A 13,434-nucleotide genomic window follows, 5' to 3' on the forward strand; every position below is an offset into this window, starting at 1 on the left:
CCCTCGCTCAGCCCTCGTCCCACGGCATCAGGAAATGCCCGACCGCCTGCACGATGGGCCGGTCGCGGTTGTCCTGCCACGCTTCGGCGTGGACCGAGGCGTAGCGCCGCCCCGAGCGGGTGACCCGGGCGCGCGCATAGGCATCGCGCGGCAGACCGGGACGCAGGTAATCCGTGGTGAAATCGATGGTCTTGGGCAGGCGCGGCAGCCGCCCCTCTTCGAGATCGCCCAGATCGAGGCGCCCCGACTCGACATCGTCCCAAAGGCTCATCCAGCTCAGCGTGATGATTGAGGTCACCTCGAGAAAGGCCGAGGTCACCCCGCCGTGCAGCGCCGGAAGGTCGGGGTTGCCGATGAGCTTCTCATCGTAGTTGAGCACGCCGGTCAGTTCGTCGCCGCGACGGTCGAAGGTGATGCCGAGAAAATTCACATAGGGCACACCGCCCGCCAGCGCCCGCAGCGCGGTGTCGCGGCGCTGCTTGACCACCTGCACAGGTTCGGGACGGGACCGGCTCATGAGCGCGCCTCGCGCAGCTGCGGCACGGTGAAGGTGCCGGTGGCCATGGCGACCGGGTTCTCTTCGTCCTCGTCCAGCGCCAGCGCGCGCACAAAGGCGACCGAGCGGGTCACATGATGGCATTCGGCGCGCGCGGTGATCCCCTGCCCCGGCGTCGCGGCACGCAGATAGTCGATGCGCAGGCTGATCGTCGCCGTGGCGCCCGCAACCAGCGGATGCGCCATGACCGCGGCACCGCCGCAGGTGTCCATCAGGGTCGAGACCGCGCCGCCATGGATCACCCCGGTTTCGGGATCGCCCACGAGCTGCGCGTGAAACGGCATGTGGATCTCGGCGCGGCCCTCACCCAAAGCGGTGATCCTCAGCCCCAGCGCCCGCGCCTGCGGCAGACGCTGGATCAGCGCCTCAGACTGGGTCAGATCCTGGGCCAATTCCCGGACCGGTTCCGCGCCCGGCTCTTGCTTGGTGGACATGCCGAATTCCTTTCCGTCTTGCGTCTTTATGCGGCGGCGCGCCGCCCATCGCAAGGCGCCCCCTGCGTGGCCCCATGCGCGGCCCGTGCGCGGCTCATGTGCCGGGTGCCGCTGGCTGTCACCGGGTGCCATTGCCCTCGCCGCAGTGCCGCATTACCTTTCCGGTACGTCAGGAGGACCCATGAGCGAGACACCTCTCAGCTTCAAGGACATGTGCGCGCGCTTCGACGTGACGCCGCGAACCTTGCGCTATTACGAATACATCGAGTTGCTCAGCCCCGAGCGCGAGGGCCGCTCGCGCTGGTATGGCGCCCGCGAGATCGCCCGGATGACGCTGATCCTGCGCGGCCGCAAGTTCGGCTTCCAGCTCGAAGAGATCCGGCAATGGCTGCAGATGTACGAACGCGAGGGCACCGAGGCGCAAATGCGCACTTGGGTGGAGATGGCCGACCGGCAGTTAACCCAGCTTACAGAACAGCGCGCGCAGCTCGAAGAGGCCATCGACGAGCTCAAAGCGCTTCGGGATCTGACGGCCCGGCAACTCGGCGAATAACCCGAATCAGGTAAACAGCGCGATCTGAACCGCTTTGGCTGTTTCGCCCGATGACACATTCCGGGCTTCGCATGGCTGAATCCCCTCTCAACCAGAGAAAGAAAATTCCCGCTTCGGTCGCGTGACCTGTAAGGAAGTTACGTAAATCCAAAAATGACGCCGCGTCCCGGTCTCAAAAGGATAGGGGGCAGTTGTAGGATTGTCATGAAAGGCGCAGGTCACCCGTCATCTTGACGCGAAGTGAGGTAGAAGACCTGACATGAGTGACGACCAACTTTTGACCATCCGCGAAATGTGCGACCTCTTTGAGGTGACCCCGCGGACCCTGCGTTTCTACGAGCAGAAAGAGCTGCTCTTTCCCATCCGTGAGGGACAGAAACGTCTGTTTACCCGGCGCGACCGCGCCCGGCTCAAGCTGATCCTGCGCGGCAAGCGCTTTGGATTCAGCCTTGAGGAAATCCGCCAGCTTCTGGAGCTCTATGACAAGGGCGACCAGCAGCGCACGCAGATCGCGCGCAGCCACGAGATCGGTCAGCAACGTCTCGCCGACATGATCCGTCAGCGCGATGACCTGTCGATGGCGATCGAAGAGCTGAAAGAGCAACTCGCCTGGGGAGAGCGGATGCTCGGGGAAATGGAACAGCGCAAGGCCGGCTGATCCCGCAAGGATCACGGCAGGCCTTGGCGGACGGGAGGAGGAGACCCGATGCCAGGGACATATCAGGGCGCAACGCCCGCCATGACCGCCCCGGATGCGGATCCGCTATGCGTCGCTTGCGACGGGCCGCGGATCCACCGGGGCGGTTTTGTATTTGGCATAGTTTTGCGTCTGGCATAGCGGGCCGCTTGCCCACCGCCCGCGCCACGACCGCCCGTGAGCACCATCAAGCCGGAAACCCCAGTAAGCCGTAAGTACCAATCGCGCGCGGTTCCAGCGCCCACCGGTCCCCCCTCGGACGCGCGCGCCTGCGGGCTATGCCCCTCGATCCGGCGCGAGATCCTCCGGGTGCCAAGGCCCATTGCCGCTGGACGCCGCGGCTGTGGAATGAAACGCTACGGCCAAATGCCCATTCCGGCAAGGACAGCTGACCATGCCGAAACGCTTCCGCCTCACCCGCCGAGTGCCGCTGGCGATGACCGAGGACGGCTACCGCGGGTTGCGCAGCTTCGCCGCTGCCGCCGGGCTCGACGAGGGCGAGGCGCTGTCGTTCCTCTTTGAAAACTTCGACAGCGTCACCGACAGCGAGGTACTGGCGCATCGGCTGCGGCTGTTCAATTCCGAGCTCGAGGCGCGCAAGCGATGAGGCCCTTGGTGTCGAGGGTCTTGGTGTCATTCCCGCGAAACCTCCGACCCGCCGCTTACTCCCCGCAAGGAACCGGGGGTTTCATACCCCCGGACCCCCGTGGGATATTTGTACCAAGAGGAAGCGGAACGACCGCTTTCGGGTCCACATCACGAGGGACTGCATCCGGTCCGCCCCACCTTCGCAGAAGCTAGAACGCTTGCGAGGGTGGGGCTTCCCCTTGGACGGCCATCGGCTTCCCAGCCTGTACCGCGATCCCAAGCTACCGCGAGGATGGTTAAGACGAAGTTATGCCTAGATGAGACAGCCTGCTTCCTCTTGGCGTAAATATCCCGCGGGGGTGCGGGGGCGCGAAGCCCCCGCTCCGACACGCCCCACCAGACCAACGGAAAGAGACGACGCATGACCATCAAGCTCTACTGTTTCGGAGAATCCGGAAATGCCTATAAGGCGGCGCTGCCACTGGAACTCTCCGGGCTGGACTGGCAGCCGGTAAAGGTGGATTTCTTTTCCGGCGAGACCCGCGGCGGCACGTACCGAAGCGAACTCAACGAGATGGGCGAAGCGCCGGTGATGATCGACGGCGATGTAAAGCTCAGCCAATCGGGGGTGATCCAGACCTATATCACCGAGAAGACCGGGCGCTTCGGCGGCACCACGCCCGAAGAGGCCCGCGAAGTGCTGCGCTGGCAGTTCTGGGACAATCATAAGCTCAGCAGTCAGGCCGGGATGACGCGCTTTTTGATGAACTTCCTGCCGCCGGAAAAGCGCCCGACGGAGGTGATCTCTTTTATGCAGGCACGCCTCAAGGCCGTCTACGACGTGCTGAACACCCATCTTGCGGGCCGCGACTGGATCGTTGGTGCCGGGCCGACCCATGCCGATTTCTGCTGTTGCGGCTATCTGTTCTACCCCGAGCCCTTCGGCTTCACCCGCGCAGACTGGCCCGAGATCGACCGCTGGCTCAGCGGCATCGAAGCTCTGCCGGGCTGGAAACATCCCTATGATCTGATGCCCGGCTCGCCTGCCGACAGGGCGTAAGGTCGCAAGCGCCCCCTCAGGGTACGTCGCCCCGGTGAATAGCCCGCGCTATAGGGGGCAGACTCAGGGGACATGCAATGAGGTGCCCGCCCTCAGAGCACCCCCATAAGGACCGCGCCGCCCCAAAGGATCAGCAGCGCTCCGGCCGCCTTGCTGACCAGATCGCCGCGCGGCAGGTATTTCTCTGCCGCGACCCAAAGCGCCAGCCCGACGATCCAATAGAGGTTCATGATCCCGCCAACAAAGAGCAGCGCCATCAGAAACCAACAGCAGCCGAGGCAATAGGTGCCATGCGATATCCCCATCCGCAGCGCCCCGATAGCGCCGGGGCGGCGGTGGGCGGTGAGGAACTCGGCCGGGGCGCGGCAATGGTTCAGACAGCTTTGCTTGAGCGGCGTGAACTGGAACACCCCAGCGGCGATCAGCAGCAGCGCGCCGGCGGTGCTGCCCGTCAGCGTCATCATCGACACCAAACCCTGCCGCTCCAGAGTCCATTGCGCAAAGGCGGCGATGGCGCTGAACACCCCCCAGATCAGCAGATACCCCGCGACAAAAGCGGCGGCCCTGCGCGGCACCGCCTGCGCGGCGACGCCCCGGCGCCCCAGTGCCGCGTAGAGCAGCACCACCGGTGCCACGCTGGGCAGCATCATGGCGATCATCATCACCCACCACATGAGGAAGACCAGCAGCGCATAGCCTACGGACCAGCCCCCCGCTGCGCCGCCCATCTCCATACCCTGGACCATTCCCTGGCCCGGCATCGTCGGCGGCTCTGCCGCGCCCGCGCCTTCGGGGGCGCCGGGCATGTCGTTCATGCCGGGCATGTCGCGTGTCGAGGGCATGTCGCCCGGCATCGCGGGCATCTGCTCAGTGCCGCCCATACCGGTCATCTCGATGGCGCTCATCTCCATGCCAACGCCAAAGAGCGTGTAGAGCCCCGCCAGCACGAAAAGCACCAGCAGCAGCATGGCAACGATCATGCGGTCGCGCCGCAGCAGGCGCTCCGCGAGGCCGGTATCGGTCATCGCTCGGGACCTTTCGGATGGCTGATCCTCAGGGTGCAGATCGACGTGCCAACCCTCAGGCGGCGTCGAGCACCCCCTGCCCGGTCATATGGATCTCGACCATATGCACGTGACTGTCGGTGGTGTTGCTCAGCCTGATCTCGCCGCTGGTCTTTGTGGTGCCCTTGCCGATCTCGGCGACGCGGAATTCAAACCCATGCGGCAAGTCGATGCGGGCGCGGTGCTCGGCCCCGGTCACCGGATTGGTGATCGGCCCGGCCTCGGTCTCAAAGACACCCGGCACCGAAATGCTGCCCTTGCGCGCCGCCATATCCATCGACAGGGAAATCGGCTTCACCAGCGTCTCGAGCTTATGCGGCGCCATCGCCGAAAAGACCCACCACATGGTGGCCATCTCTTCGGTGTCCTCGCCCGTCATGATCTTGAAGAGCGCATCGCGCTGTTCGGGGCTGGCGGCCTCGTCGACGATGATCTGCATCTTGCCATCGCCCTCGTGGATCGGGCCGGGCCATTGCACCACCATCGCAGCCTTGGTGCCGGAAAGATCGACACTGCCGAAATGGCCAGAATCGATCGCGAAGGCCGCCACGGCCTCGCAATTGCCATGGGTCGGCAGCGACATGAACTGGCACGGGCAGCCGGTCGCGCAATTGCAATTGGCGAGCTCAACGCCATGAATTTCCCAAGGGGTCATGCTTTCCTCCTCCAAATTCTCTGAAACGAATGTCTTGGAAAACGGAAAAGTCGGAAAAATACATGCTCACTCTAGCATATTATGGGGCCTGCGCCGACCGCCCTCCCCCAGCTGACACAAAAAGGGACAGCGCCGCGCGCCGTCCCTTCTTCTCTTTCCAAATACGCCGGGGGTGAGGCGCATCGCGCCGAGGGGGCAGCGCCCCCCTCTCCCCGCCCAAGATCAGCCGCCTGCGAGCGCCTCTTCGAAAGTGCGCAGCCCGGTGCGCGGAGCCTGAACCAGCACCGCCATATTGCCCGGCTTATGCTCGTTGCGCAGCATCTTCATATGCGCCGCCGGGATCTCGTCCCAGCCGAACACTTCGGACATGCAAGGGTCCAGCCGCCGCTCGATCATCAGCTTGTTGGCCGCCGAGGCCTGCTTGAGATGGGCGAAATGCGAGCCCTGCAGGCGCTTCTGGTGCATCCACATATAGCGCACGTCGAAAGTGCAGTTGAAGCCCGAGGTGCCGGCGCAGATCACCACCATGCCGCCCTTTTTGCACACCAGCGCCGAGACCGGGAAGGTCGCCTCGCCCGGATGTTCGAACACCATGTCGACGCTGACGCCCTTGCCGGTTATCTCCCAGATCGCCTTGCCGAACTTGCGCGCCTCGGCGAGCCATTCGTTGTACTCGGGCGTGTTGACCTTGGGCAGCTGGCCCCAGCACTTGAAGTCGCGCCGGTTGATCACCCCTTTGGCGCCCATGGACATGACGAACTCGCGCTTGTCCTCGTCCGAGATCACCCCGATGGCATTGGCGCCCGCGGTGTTGATCAGCTGGATAGCATAGGATCCAAGACCGCCGGACGCGCCCCAGACCAGCACGTTCTGGCCGGGCTTGAGCTCATGCGGGTGATGGCCAAAGAGCATCCGGTAAGCGGTGGCCAGCGTCAGCGTGTAGCAGGCGCTCTCTTCCCAGGTCAGGTGCTTGGGGCGCGGCATCAGCTGCTGCGCCTGCACGCGGGTGAATTGGGCGAAGCTGCCGTCATGGGTCTCATAGCCCCAGATGCGCTGACTGGGCGAGAACATCGGATCGCCGCCGTTGCACTCCTCATCGTCGCCATCGTCCTGATTGCAGTGGATGACCACCTCGTCGCCAACCTTCCAGCGGGTGACCTTGTCGCCCACCTTCCAGACGATGCCCGACGCGTCCGAGCCCGCGATATGATAGGGCTGCTTGTGGCCGTCGAACGGGCTGATCGGCACGCCAAGACCGGCCCAGACGCCATTATAGTTGACGCCCGCCGCCATCACGAGAACCAGCACCTCGCCGCTGTCGATCTCCCACGTGTCGACCACCTCCTTCTGGAACGACTGATCGGGCTCGCCGTGACGCTCGCGGCGGATCGCCCAAGCGTACATCTGCTTCGGCACATGGCCGAGGGGCGGCATCTCGCCGATCTCGTAAAGGTCCTTCTCCGGCGCGTCGTAGGGCGCGATCTCGGTCTTGCTGTCCAGCGCCATCATGGCCTCCTTCCTCACTCCAGCCTGCCCCGCGCTGCAGTGCAGAATCGCGGGTCTCTGCTCACCGGAATACAGATCACCGCGCAACTTTGCAACTTCTGTTATCTCTATTGAGTAATTTTATGTCGCGATGGATTTTGCTGTTTTCTCACCGCCTTCGCGCAAAGCCCATGTATACTTGTGCGGAAGCGGCGCTCCGCCGGTCGCCAGCCCCCGGTTGTTGCGACGCGGCGTCACCGCCGCGACGCAGCGAATTGACGAGACATTTTATTTCTCATATCCACATCACTGCGCAAGAAGATTGCCATCTGGATTCGCGCCGCCATGGGAGGACGACATGACCGACACTGCAAGCCGCCGCCAGCCCGACCGGCCCTGGCTGATCCGGACATACGCCGGACATTCCACCGCCGAGGCCTCGAACGCCCTTTACCGGTCGAACCTCGCGCGCGGTCAGACCGGCCTTTCGGTGGCCTTCGACCTGCCCACCCAGACCGGCTATGACAGCGATCACGTGCTGGCGCGCGGCGAGGTCGGCAAGGTCGGTGTTCCGGTCTGCCACCTTGGCGACATGCGCACGCTGTTCGACCAGATCCCGCTCGAACAGATGAACACCTCGATGACGATCAACGCCACGGCGCCTTGGCTGCTGTCGCTGTATATCGCGGTGGCCGAGGAACAGGGCGCGGATGTCGCGAAGCTGCAGGGCACGGTGCAGAACGACCTGATCAAGGAATACCTCAGCCGCGGCACCTATATCTGCCCGCCGAAACCCTCGCTGAAGATGATCGGGGATGTGGCCGAGTATTGCTATACCCATGTGCCCAAGTGGAACCCGATGAACGTCTGCTCCTACCACCTGCAGGAAGCGGGCGCGACGCCCGAGCAGGAGCTGGCCTTCGCGCTGGCCACCGCCTGCGCGGTGCTTGATGAATTGCAGCCGCGCGTGCCGCCCGAGGATTTCCCCGCGCTCTGCGGCCGTATCAGCTTCTTCGTGAACGCCGGCATCCGTTTCGTCACCGAGATGTGCAAGATGCGCGCCTTCGTCGATCTCTGGGACGAGATCCTGCAAGAGCGCTACGGCGTCGCGGATCCCAAGTTCCGCCGCTTCCGCTATGGCGTGCAGGTGAACTCGCTTGGCCTGACCGAGCAGCAGCCCGAGAACAACGTCTACCGTATCCTGATCGAGATGCTGGCGGTGACGCTTTCGAAAAAGGCCCGCGCCCGCGCCGTGCAGCTTCCGGCGTGGAACGAGGCGCTTGGCCTGCCCCGGCCTTGGGACCAGCAGTGGTCGATGCGGATGCAGCAGATCCTCGCCTATGAGACCGATCTTCTGGAATTCGACGATCTCTTCGACGGCAACCCGGCGGTCGACCGCAAGGTCGAGGCGCTGAAGGACGGCGCCCGCGCCGAACTGGCCAATATCGACTCCATGGGCGGCGCCATTGGCGCGATCGACTATATGAAGTCGCGGCTGGTGGATGCCAATGCTGACCGTCTGGGCCGGATCGAGCGGAACGAGACCGTGGTCGTCGGCGTCAATCGCTGGACCGAAGGAGAGCCCTCGCCACTGGTGGGCGAGGATGGCGGCATCATGGTGGTGGATCCGGCGGTGGAAGCGCAGCAGATCGCCCGGCTGAACGATTGGCGGGCGGCGCGCGATGCCGCCGCTGTCGACAGCGCGCTGAGCGAGCTGCGCCGTGCCGCCGCCGCTGGCGAGAATATTATGCCCGCCTCGATCGCCTGCGCCAAAGCGGGCGTCACCACCGGCGAATGGGCTCAGCAGATGCGCGCTGTCCACGGCGAATTCCGCGGCCCAACCGGCGTGGCGAAGGCGGTGTCGAACCGCACAGAGGGGCTGGAGGACATTCGCGCCGCTGTGGATGCGGTCAGTGACCGCCTCGGTCGCCGTCTGCGTTTCCTTGTCGGCAAGCCCGGTCTCGACGGCCATTCCAACGGCGCCGAGCAGATCGCCTTCCGTGCGCGGGACTGCGGAATGGAAATCGATTACGAGGGTATTCGGCTAACGCCGCAACAGATTGTCGAGCATGCGCGCAATGGCGCCCATGTCGTCGGCTTGTCAATTCTCTCGGGAAGTCACATTCCGTTGATTGAGGATATGATGCGGCGGATGCAAGACGAGGGTCTGGGCCATATTCCAATTGTGGTAGGCGGCATCATTCCGGACGAGGATGCGCGCCGCTTGACGGACCTTGGCGTCGCCCGCGTCTACACGCCTAAAGACTTCGAACTCAACGAGATCATGAAAGATATCGTCGCGTTAGCCGACCCAAAGCGTGTTGCCGCGGAATAACATTTAGCGTATCCGGAACCTTGCAAGAAATAGACGCTGTTCATCCAAAGGATGAGCAGCCCATTGCCTGTTTCTAAAAAATATCCAATTGACACAAAGCTAAGACTTGCAGAAATGCTCCGGTTGCCAAATTTTATAGGCACAGAAAACGGAGACGAACGTGAATATTGACCTTGATACCCTGTCGAAAGATGAGTTGAAGCAACTCAAGGCGGATGTAGAAAAGGCTCTGGTAACGATTGACGCGCGCCGCAAGGCCGAAGCCAAACGTGCAGCAGAGCAGATCGCGAAAGAATTCGGATACTCGCTGGATGAAATCATCGCCGCGGGCGGCACCAAGGGCTCCAAAGGCGCCCCGAAATACGCCAACCCGGCAGACCCGGCCCAGACATGGACCGGCCGTGGACGCAAACCCAACTGGGTGATCGAAGCGCTTGACGAGGGCAAATCGCTCGAAGACCTCGCTCTCTGATGACCGTCCATATCGGAGCAAAGCCCGGCGAAATCGCCGAGACCGTCCTGATGCCCGGAGATCCGCTGCGCGCCGAATGGGTCGCGCAGACGTTTCTTGAGAACGCAGAATGCGTGAACCGGGTGCGGGGCATGTACGGATACACCGGAACCTGGAAAGGCAACCGGGTGAGCGTACATGGCTCCGGCATGGGTATGCCCAGCCTGTCTATCTACGCCAACGAGTTGATCCGGGATTACGGGGCAAAGACCCTGATCCGGATCGGCTCCTGCGGCGCGATGCAGGAAAAGGTCGCGCTGAGGGACGTCATCCTTGCGATGAGCGCCAGCAGCCTGTCCACCCCCTCGCGTGGTATCTTCCGCGAGTTGAACTTTGCGCCCTGCGCCGATTACGGCCTGTTGCGCGCCGCCGCCGATGCGGCAGAGCGCATGGGCGCCAACACCCATGTCGGCAACATCTACTCTGCCGACGTGTTCTATGACGAACGCCCCGATCTCAACGAGATCATGACCCGCCACGGGATCTTGGGCGTGGAGATGGAGGCGGCCGAGCTTTACAACCTCGCCGCCCGGCATGGGGTCCGCGCGCTTGCGGTGCTGACCGTGTCGGACCACCTGATGACGCATGAGGCGCTGCCGGCAGAAGACCGGCAAAGCTCTTTTGCGGAGATGGTCGAGATCGCACTCCACGCGGCGTTCGACTGAGACACCGGGCGGGGCAGAAGCCCCGCTCGTCTTCTCGCCACCCTACCCTCTTACAGACCGTGGCTTCCGTCGTAGCCGTTGCGCGCGGGCGGCTGCCAGCCGCGCAGCGCGTCCTTGGGCGCCTTGAGGATGTCGACCTCCAGCGGCGAGCAAAGCGCCGTGTCAGAGCTGTGCTCGGCGCTGCAATCGCCGCCCGGACAGGCGCTGATCGCGCCCAGCAGGTCGATCTCGGCAAAGAAGGTCAGCGTATCGCCGGGGCGCACCGGGCTGGCCTTCATGAAATACTGACCGGTGTCGCGGGTGAAACCGGTGCACATGAAGACGTTCAGCACGTCATGCACATGACGCGCTGCCTCTTCGGCGGACATGCCGGTCTCCGCAGCAAGCGCCCGCGTCAGGTTCGAATGGCAGCAATGGTGATATTGGCCGCCGCCGCTCAGCAGGTGATGCGTATGGGGATCGCAGCGCGTGCCGATCACATCATGCACCGAGCCGCCGAACTCATCGATGCCATACCATGCAAGGCTGTCCTGCACGATCGTCGCCATGGGACGCAGATAGGGGAAGCTGGACCACATGCGCTCGCCCACCGTCAGATGCGTGCCGTGCAAGGCGCGCGTCTTGCCGGAATAGAAGCGCTCGGAGAGGTCTTCGGCGTTCCAGATGTTGAGGTCCCCGACCTGCGGCGCGCCGACACAGCGCACGCGGAAAAAGCCCCCCGCTGGCACGCGGAAGCTGCAGGCTTCGCGCGGCGCGGCGACGATGGTCTCGACCAGCTCCGCCCGTTCGAGCGCTTGGCCGTAGAGCGCCATGTCAGGTACCGGCAGCGTCTCATTGGGATAGCAGACCACCGGCGGGATCGCACGGCGCGCTGCGGCGTCCTCGGGCGCGCTGACGGGGCTTGTGGCGGCTTGGGTCGGCGGTAATGTCATGGGCTCTCTCCTTTGCGCCAGATGGCCCTCTGGCCGCGCTCAGCGCAAGCCCCTCCTGCCGCGTCAGATCAGCCTTCTGCCATGCGCTCGGCCCCAGCGCTGCGCGGCGGCTGCAAGCGCCGAAGGGCGCGCAGCATCGGGCGCTCCACCAGCAGATGCGCCAGCACGCCCGCCAGTACGCCGCCACACACCAACACCAGCAGCGCCAGCCCGGGCGTCAGCCCCTGACCAAGCCCCAGAGCCGCCATCGTCCGCGCCGTCATGGCCAGCGCGATGCCGTGCACGAGATAGATGGCGTAGGAGGCGTAGGAGGCGTCGCCGAGAAAGACCATCCACCGCCCCGCCCGCAGCTTTCCCGCGCATTCACATGCCGCCAGACCGGCGATTGCAAGCGCCGCGAAGGCACCGAACAGACCCGTGCGCAAAGCCGAAGGGATCGCCGTGACGCCATAGGCGCCCAGAAGCCCGACACCGAAAAAGCCGAAAATGCCAACCAGCAGAACGCAGATCGCCGGTATCAAGGCAAGCCGGCGAAAGCTCCACGCGGCGCAGATGCCAAAGGCAAAGAGCAGATTGTGCGGCGCAAGCAGCAGGTCGACCGGATAGGCGCGGATTTCAAACGGCAGCGCGATCACAATCGCGGCCTGCCAGACTGCAAACACCAGCCCCCCTAGGCGCGGCGTGAAGATCACCAACGTAAAGAATGCGTAGAGCAGCATCTCGTGACTCAACGTCCACGCCTGCTCGAGCAGAAAGGGACTGCCATCAGGCAGAGGGACGAGCGATAGGGCGTAGAGAAATTGCTCTCGCGAGACCCTGTCCGCGCCAATGCCAGCGAGCATCAGCAGCGCGAGGCCGGACAGGATGCACCAGTAAAACGGCAAAATGCGCAGCGCCCGCTTTTGCATGAACCGCCCAGCTGCAGACCGGTCCCCGATATCGCGCCGGTGCAATAGCCACATGAGAAAGCCGCTCAGCACAAAGAAGAAGTCGACCCCGGCATATCCCATGTCGAACGCAGGGCTGACGATCTCTCCCGGCTTGACCCATCCCGGCAGAAAGAACGCATGGGCATGAAAGGCGACAACCGCAATGGCGGCAATCGCGCGACCAGCCTGCAGCGTCGTGAGCCTTTGGGCGCTGGGAACACACCCAAAGCCATTCCTCCCGTGTGCGCTATCTCGCGAAGGGTCGATGATCGCCTCCCGAAGTCTAATCGACCGGGTGAAATCATCTTCCGGCGCCAGGGCTGTACCTTGGGCGCCCCTACGCACATCAATTGCGTAGATTTGTTCAGATTTGGTTAACCGCGAAACAGCAGCCGATAGCCCTATCGGCAAACGCTGATGCGCCTTGCGTATCGCAAGCACTGTCCAATCAAATTGACGATCTCAGGGTGCGGCCTATGCCTGCGAACCGGGGCCCGGCTGACTTTCAGTCCGAAAGCAGCGCTCTGGCGTTTGTCCCTGCGGTCCGCGCGTGGTTGCGCCGCATTGGACGCAAATCCATTGGCTGTCTGCCGCGCTGCGCCGTTCGCGCCAGCGGCATTTGCGCGTCTCCCCATGCCGGTAATTGAACACCAGCAGCAGGATGATCGCGACGAGAAAGAGCCCCGCGAAGATCATCGGGGGCTCTTTTCGCAAATTCGTGTCGGGTGCAAAGCGCGCATGTGCCTTGAGCTAGCGCGCAAAGCCGCCGGAGGCCAGTCTGGCGACGGGTCAGGCGGCCTGATAATAGTCCAGCGTGCCCAGATCGGCGGTCGCGTCCTTCTGGGAGGCGTGCACCAGAGCGGGCTCGGGCTGGTAGTAGGCGAAGGCCTGCTCGAGCGCGTCGAGGGCTTCACGGGCGGCGGTGTCGGTCTTTGCAGCAGTCGCGGTCATTGCGTTCATCCTTGATCTC

General features: G+C 63.8%; 16 protein-coding genes. 7 read left to right on the plus strand and 9 right to left on the minus strand.

Annotated elements, in window-relative coordinates; genetic code table 11:
* Positions 1 to 7: 7 nt before the first annotated feature.
* Positions 8 to 517, minus strand: a complete 510-nt coding sequence (locus tag AYJ57_RS04430; RefSeq protein ID WP_066101771.1) for a PaaI family thioesterase — start codon at positions 515 to 517, stop codon at positions 8 to 10.
* A complete protein-coding gene (locus AYJ57_RS04435; RefSeq protein ID WP_066101773.1) occupies positions 514 to 990 on the minus strand; it encodes a PaaI family thioesterase in 477 nt (158 codons plus the stop codon). Before AYJ57_RS04435 ends, AYJ57_RS04430 begins: the two co-directional genes overlap by 4 nt.
* Before the next feature lie 181 nt (positions 991 to 1,171).
* Here AYJ57_RS04435 and AYJ57_RS04440 point away from each other — a divergent pair, with 181 nt between their 5' ends.
* The 4 genes from AYJ57_RS04440 to AYJ57_RS04455 all read left to right on the plus strand — a co-directional run bounded on the left by AYJ57_RS04440 (position 1,172) and on the right by AYJ57_RS04455 (position 3,888).
* The gene (locus AYJ57_RS04440; RefSeq protein ID WP_066101775.1) at positions 1,172 to 1,543 is read left to right on the plus strand and encodes a MerR family transcriptional regulator; all 372 of its coding nucleotides are present in this window, start codon (positions 1,172 to 1,174) and stop codon (positions 1,541 to 1,543) included.
* A gap of 259 nt (positions 1,544 to 1,802) precedes the next feature.
* Complete coding sequence (locus AYJ57_RS04445; RefSeq protein ID WP_066101777.1) at positions 1,803 to 2,201, plus strand: MerR family transcriptional regulator; 399 nt, start codon at positions 1,803 to 1,805, stop codon at positions 2,199 to 2,201.
* Positions 2,202 to 2,634: 433 nt separating this feature from the next.
* Positions 2,635 to 2,847, plus strand: coding sequence for a hypothetical protein (locus AYJ57_RS04450; protein ID WP_066101780.1), 213 nt, complete (start codon positions 2,635 to 2,637; stop codon positions 2,845 to 2,847).
* Positions 2,848 to 3,249: 402 nt separating this feature from the next.
* The gene (locus AYJ57_RS04455) at positions 3,250 to 3,888 is read left to right on the plus strand and encodes a glutathione S-transferase family protein (RefSeq protein ID WP_066101783.1); all 639 of its coding nucleotides are present in this window, start codon (positions 3,250 to 3,252) and stop codon (positions 3,886 to 3,888) included.
* A 92-nt stretch (positions 3,889 to 3,980) separates the two neighbouring features.
* On the opposite strand, the gene AYJ57_RS04460 is transcribed toward AYJ57_RS04455, so the two are convergent.
* The 3 genes from AYJ57_RS04460 to ccrA form a co-directional block, all read right to left on the minus strand.
* Positions 3,981 to 4,913 carry a DUF2182 domain-containing protein gene (locus AYJ57_RS04460; protein ID WP_066101786.1) on the minus strand — a complete coding sequence of 311 codons (933 nt, stop codon included), beginning with the start codon at positions 4,911 to 4,913 and terminating at the stop codon, positions 3,981 to 3,983.
* Positions 4,914 to 4,968: 55 nt separating this feature from the next.
* Positions 4,969 to 5,607 (minus strand): DUF1326 domain-containing protein, encoded by a 639-nt coding sequence (locus AYJ57_RS04465; protein WP_066101789.1) that lies wholly within the window; start codon positions 5,605 to 5,607, stop codon positions 4,969 to 4,971.
* Between the two features lie 222 nt (positions 5,608 to 5,829).
* Complete coding sequence (ccrA, locus tag AYJ57_RS04470) at positions 5,830 to 7,113, minus strand: crotonyl-CoA carboxylase/reductase (RefSeq protein WP_066101792.1); 1,284 nt, start codon at positions 7,111 to 7,113, stop codon at positions 5,830 to 5,832.
* 337 nt (positions 7,114 to 7,450) lie between these two features.
* Here ccrA and AYJ57_RS04475 point away from each other — a divergent pair, with 337 nt between their 5' ends.
* The 3 genes from AYJ57_RS04475 to deoD all read left to right on the plus strand — a co-directional run bounded on the left by AYJ57_RS04475 (position 7,451) and on the right by deoD (position 10,603).
* Positions 7,451 to 9,427, plus strand: a complete 1,977-nt coding sequence (locus AYJ57_RS04475; protein WP_066101795.1) for a protein meaA — start codon at positions 7,451 to 7,453, stop codon at positions 9,425 to 9,427.
* Between the two features lie 160 nt (positions 9,428 to 9,587).
* Complete coding sequence (locus AYJ57_RS04480) at positions 9,588 to 9,899, plus strand: H-NS histone family protein (protein ID WP_066101798.1); 312 nt, start codon at positions 9,588 to 9,590, stop codon at positions 9,897 to 9,899.
* A complete protein-coding gene (deoD, locus tag AYJ57_RS04485) occupies positions 9,899 to 10,603 on the plus strand; it encodes a purine-nucleoside phosphorylase (protein ID WP_066101800.1) in 705 nt (234 codons plus the stop codon). Before AYJ57_RS04480 ends, deoD begins: the two co-directional genes overlap by 1 nt.
* A gap of 50 nt (positions 10,604 to 10,653) precedes the next feature.
* Here the strand turns inward: deoD and AYJ57_RS04490 are convergent, their stop codons facing one another.
* From AYJ57_RS04490 to AYJ57_RS26185, 4 genes are all read right to left on the minus strand, one after another.
* Positions 10,654 to 11,535, minus strand: coding sequence for an urea carboxylase-associated family protein (locus AYJ57_RS04490; protein WP_066101803.1), 882 nt, complete (start codon positions 11,533 to 11,535; stop codon positions 10,654 to 10,656).
* Between the two features lie 68 nt (positions 11,536 to 11,603).
* A complete protein-coding gene (locus AYJ57_RS04495; protein ID WP_083191145.1) occupies positions 11,604 to 12,905 on the minus strand; it encodes an acyltransferase family protein in 1,302 nt (433 codons plus the stop codon).
* A gap of 33 nt (positions 12,906 to 12,938) precedes the next feature.
* The gene (locus AYJ57_RS04500) at positions 12,939 to 13,160 is read right to left on the minus strand and encodes a hypothetical protein (protein WP_066101806.1); all 222 of its coding nucleotides are present in this window, start codon (positions 13,158 to 13,160) and stop codon (positions 12,939 to 12,941) included.
* Between the two features lie 93 nt (positions 13,161 to 13,253).
* Positions 13,254 to 13,415 (minus strand): hypothetical protein, encoded by a 162-nt coding sequence (locus tag AYJ57_RS26185; protein WP_193789510.1) that lies wholly within the window; start codon positions 13,413 to 13,415, stop codon positions 13,254 to 13,256.
* Positions 13,416 to 13,434: the final 19 nt, after the last annotated feature.

This window comes from Salipiger sp. CCB-MM3, assembly GCF_001687105.1.
In the GTDB taxonomy this organism is placed as follows: Bacteria; Pseudomonadota; Alphaproteobacteria; order Rhodobacterales; family Rhodobacteraceae; genus Salipiger.

Bases quoted from the DNA above. Each gene is read 5' to 3' on its own strand.
- AYJ57_RS04430 (WP_066101771.1), bottom strand. From the start codon at position 517: ATGAGCCGGTCCCGTCCCGAACCTGTGCAGGTGGTCAAGCAGCGCCGC.
- AYJ57_RS04435 (WP_066101773.1), bottom strand. From the start codon at position 990: ATGTCCACCAAGCAAGAGCCGGGCGCGGAACCGGTCCGGGAATTGGCC.
- AYJ57_RS04440 (WP_066101775.1), top strand. From the start codon at position 1,172: ATGAGCGAGACACCTCTCAGCTTCAAGGACATGTGCGCGCGCTTCGAC.
- AYJ57_RS04445 (WP_066101777.1), top strand. From the start codon at position 1,803: ATGAGTGACGACCAACTTTTGACCATCCGCGAAATGTGCGACCTCTTT.
- AYJ57_RS04450 (WP_066101780.1), top strand. From the start codon at position 2,635: ATGCCGAAACGCTTCCGCCTCACCCGCCGAGTGCCGCTGGCGATGACC.
- AYJ57_RS04455 (WP_066101783.1), top strand. From the start codon at position 3,250: ATGACCATCAAGCTCTACTGTTTCGGAGAATCCGGAAATGCCTATAAG.
- AYJ57_RS04460 (WP_066101786.1), bottom strand. From the start codon at position 4,913: ATGACCGATACCGGCCTCGCGGAGCGCCTGCTGCGGCGCGACCGCATG.
- AYJ57_RS04465 (WP_066101789.1), bottom strand. From the start codon at position 5,607: ATGACCCCTTGGGAAATTCATGGCGTTGAGCTCGCCAATTGCAATTGC.
- ccrA (WP_066101792.1), bottom strand. From the start codon at position 7,113: ATGGCGCTGGACAGCAAGACCGAGATCGCGCCCTACGACGCGCCGGAG.
- AYJ57_RS04475 (WP_066101795.1), top strand. From the start codon at position 7,451: ATGACCGACACTGCAAGCCGCCGCCAGCCCGACCGGCCCTGGCTGATC.
- deoD (WP_066101800.1), top strand. From the start codon at position 9,899: ATGACCGTCCATATCGGAGCAAAGCCCGGCGAAATCGCCGAGACCGTC.
- AYJ57_RS04490 (WP_066101803.1), bottom strand. From the start codon at position 11,535: ATGACATTACCGCCGACCCAAGCCGCCACAAGCCCCGTCAGCGCGCCC.
- AYJ57_RS04500 (WP_066101806.1), bottom strand. From the start codon at position 13,160: ATGATCTTCGCGGGGCTCTTTCTCGTCGCGATCATCCTGCTGCTGGTG.
- AYJ57_RS26185 (WP_193789510.1), bottom strand. From the start codon at position 13,415: ATGACCGCGACTGCTGCAAAGACCGACACCGCCGCCCGTGAAGCCCTC.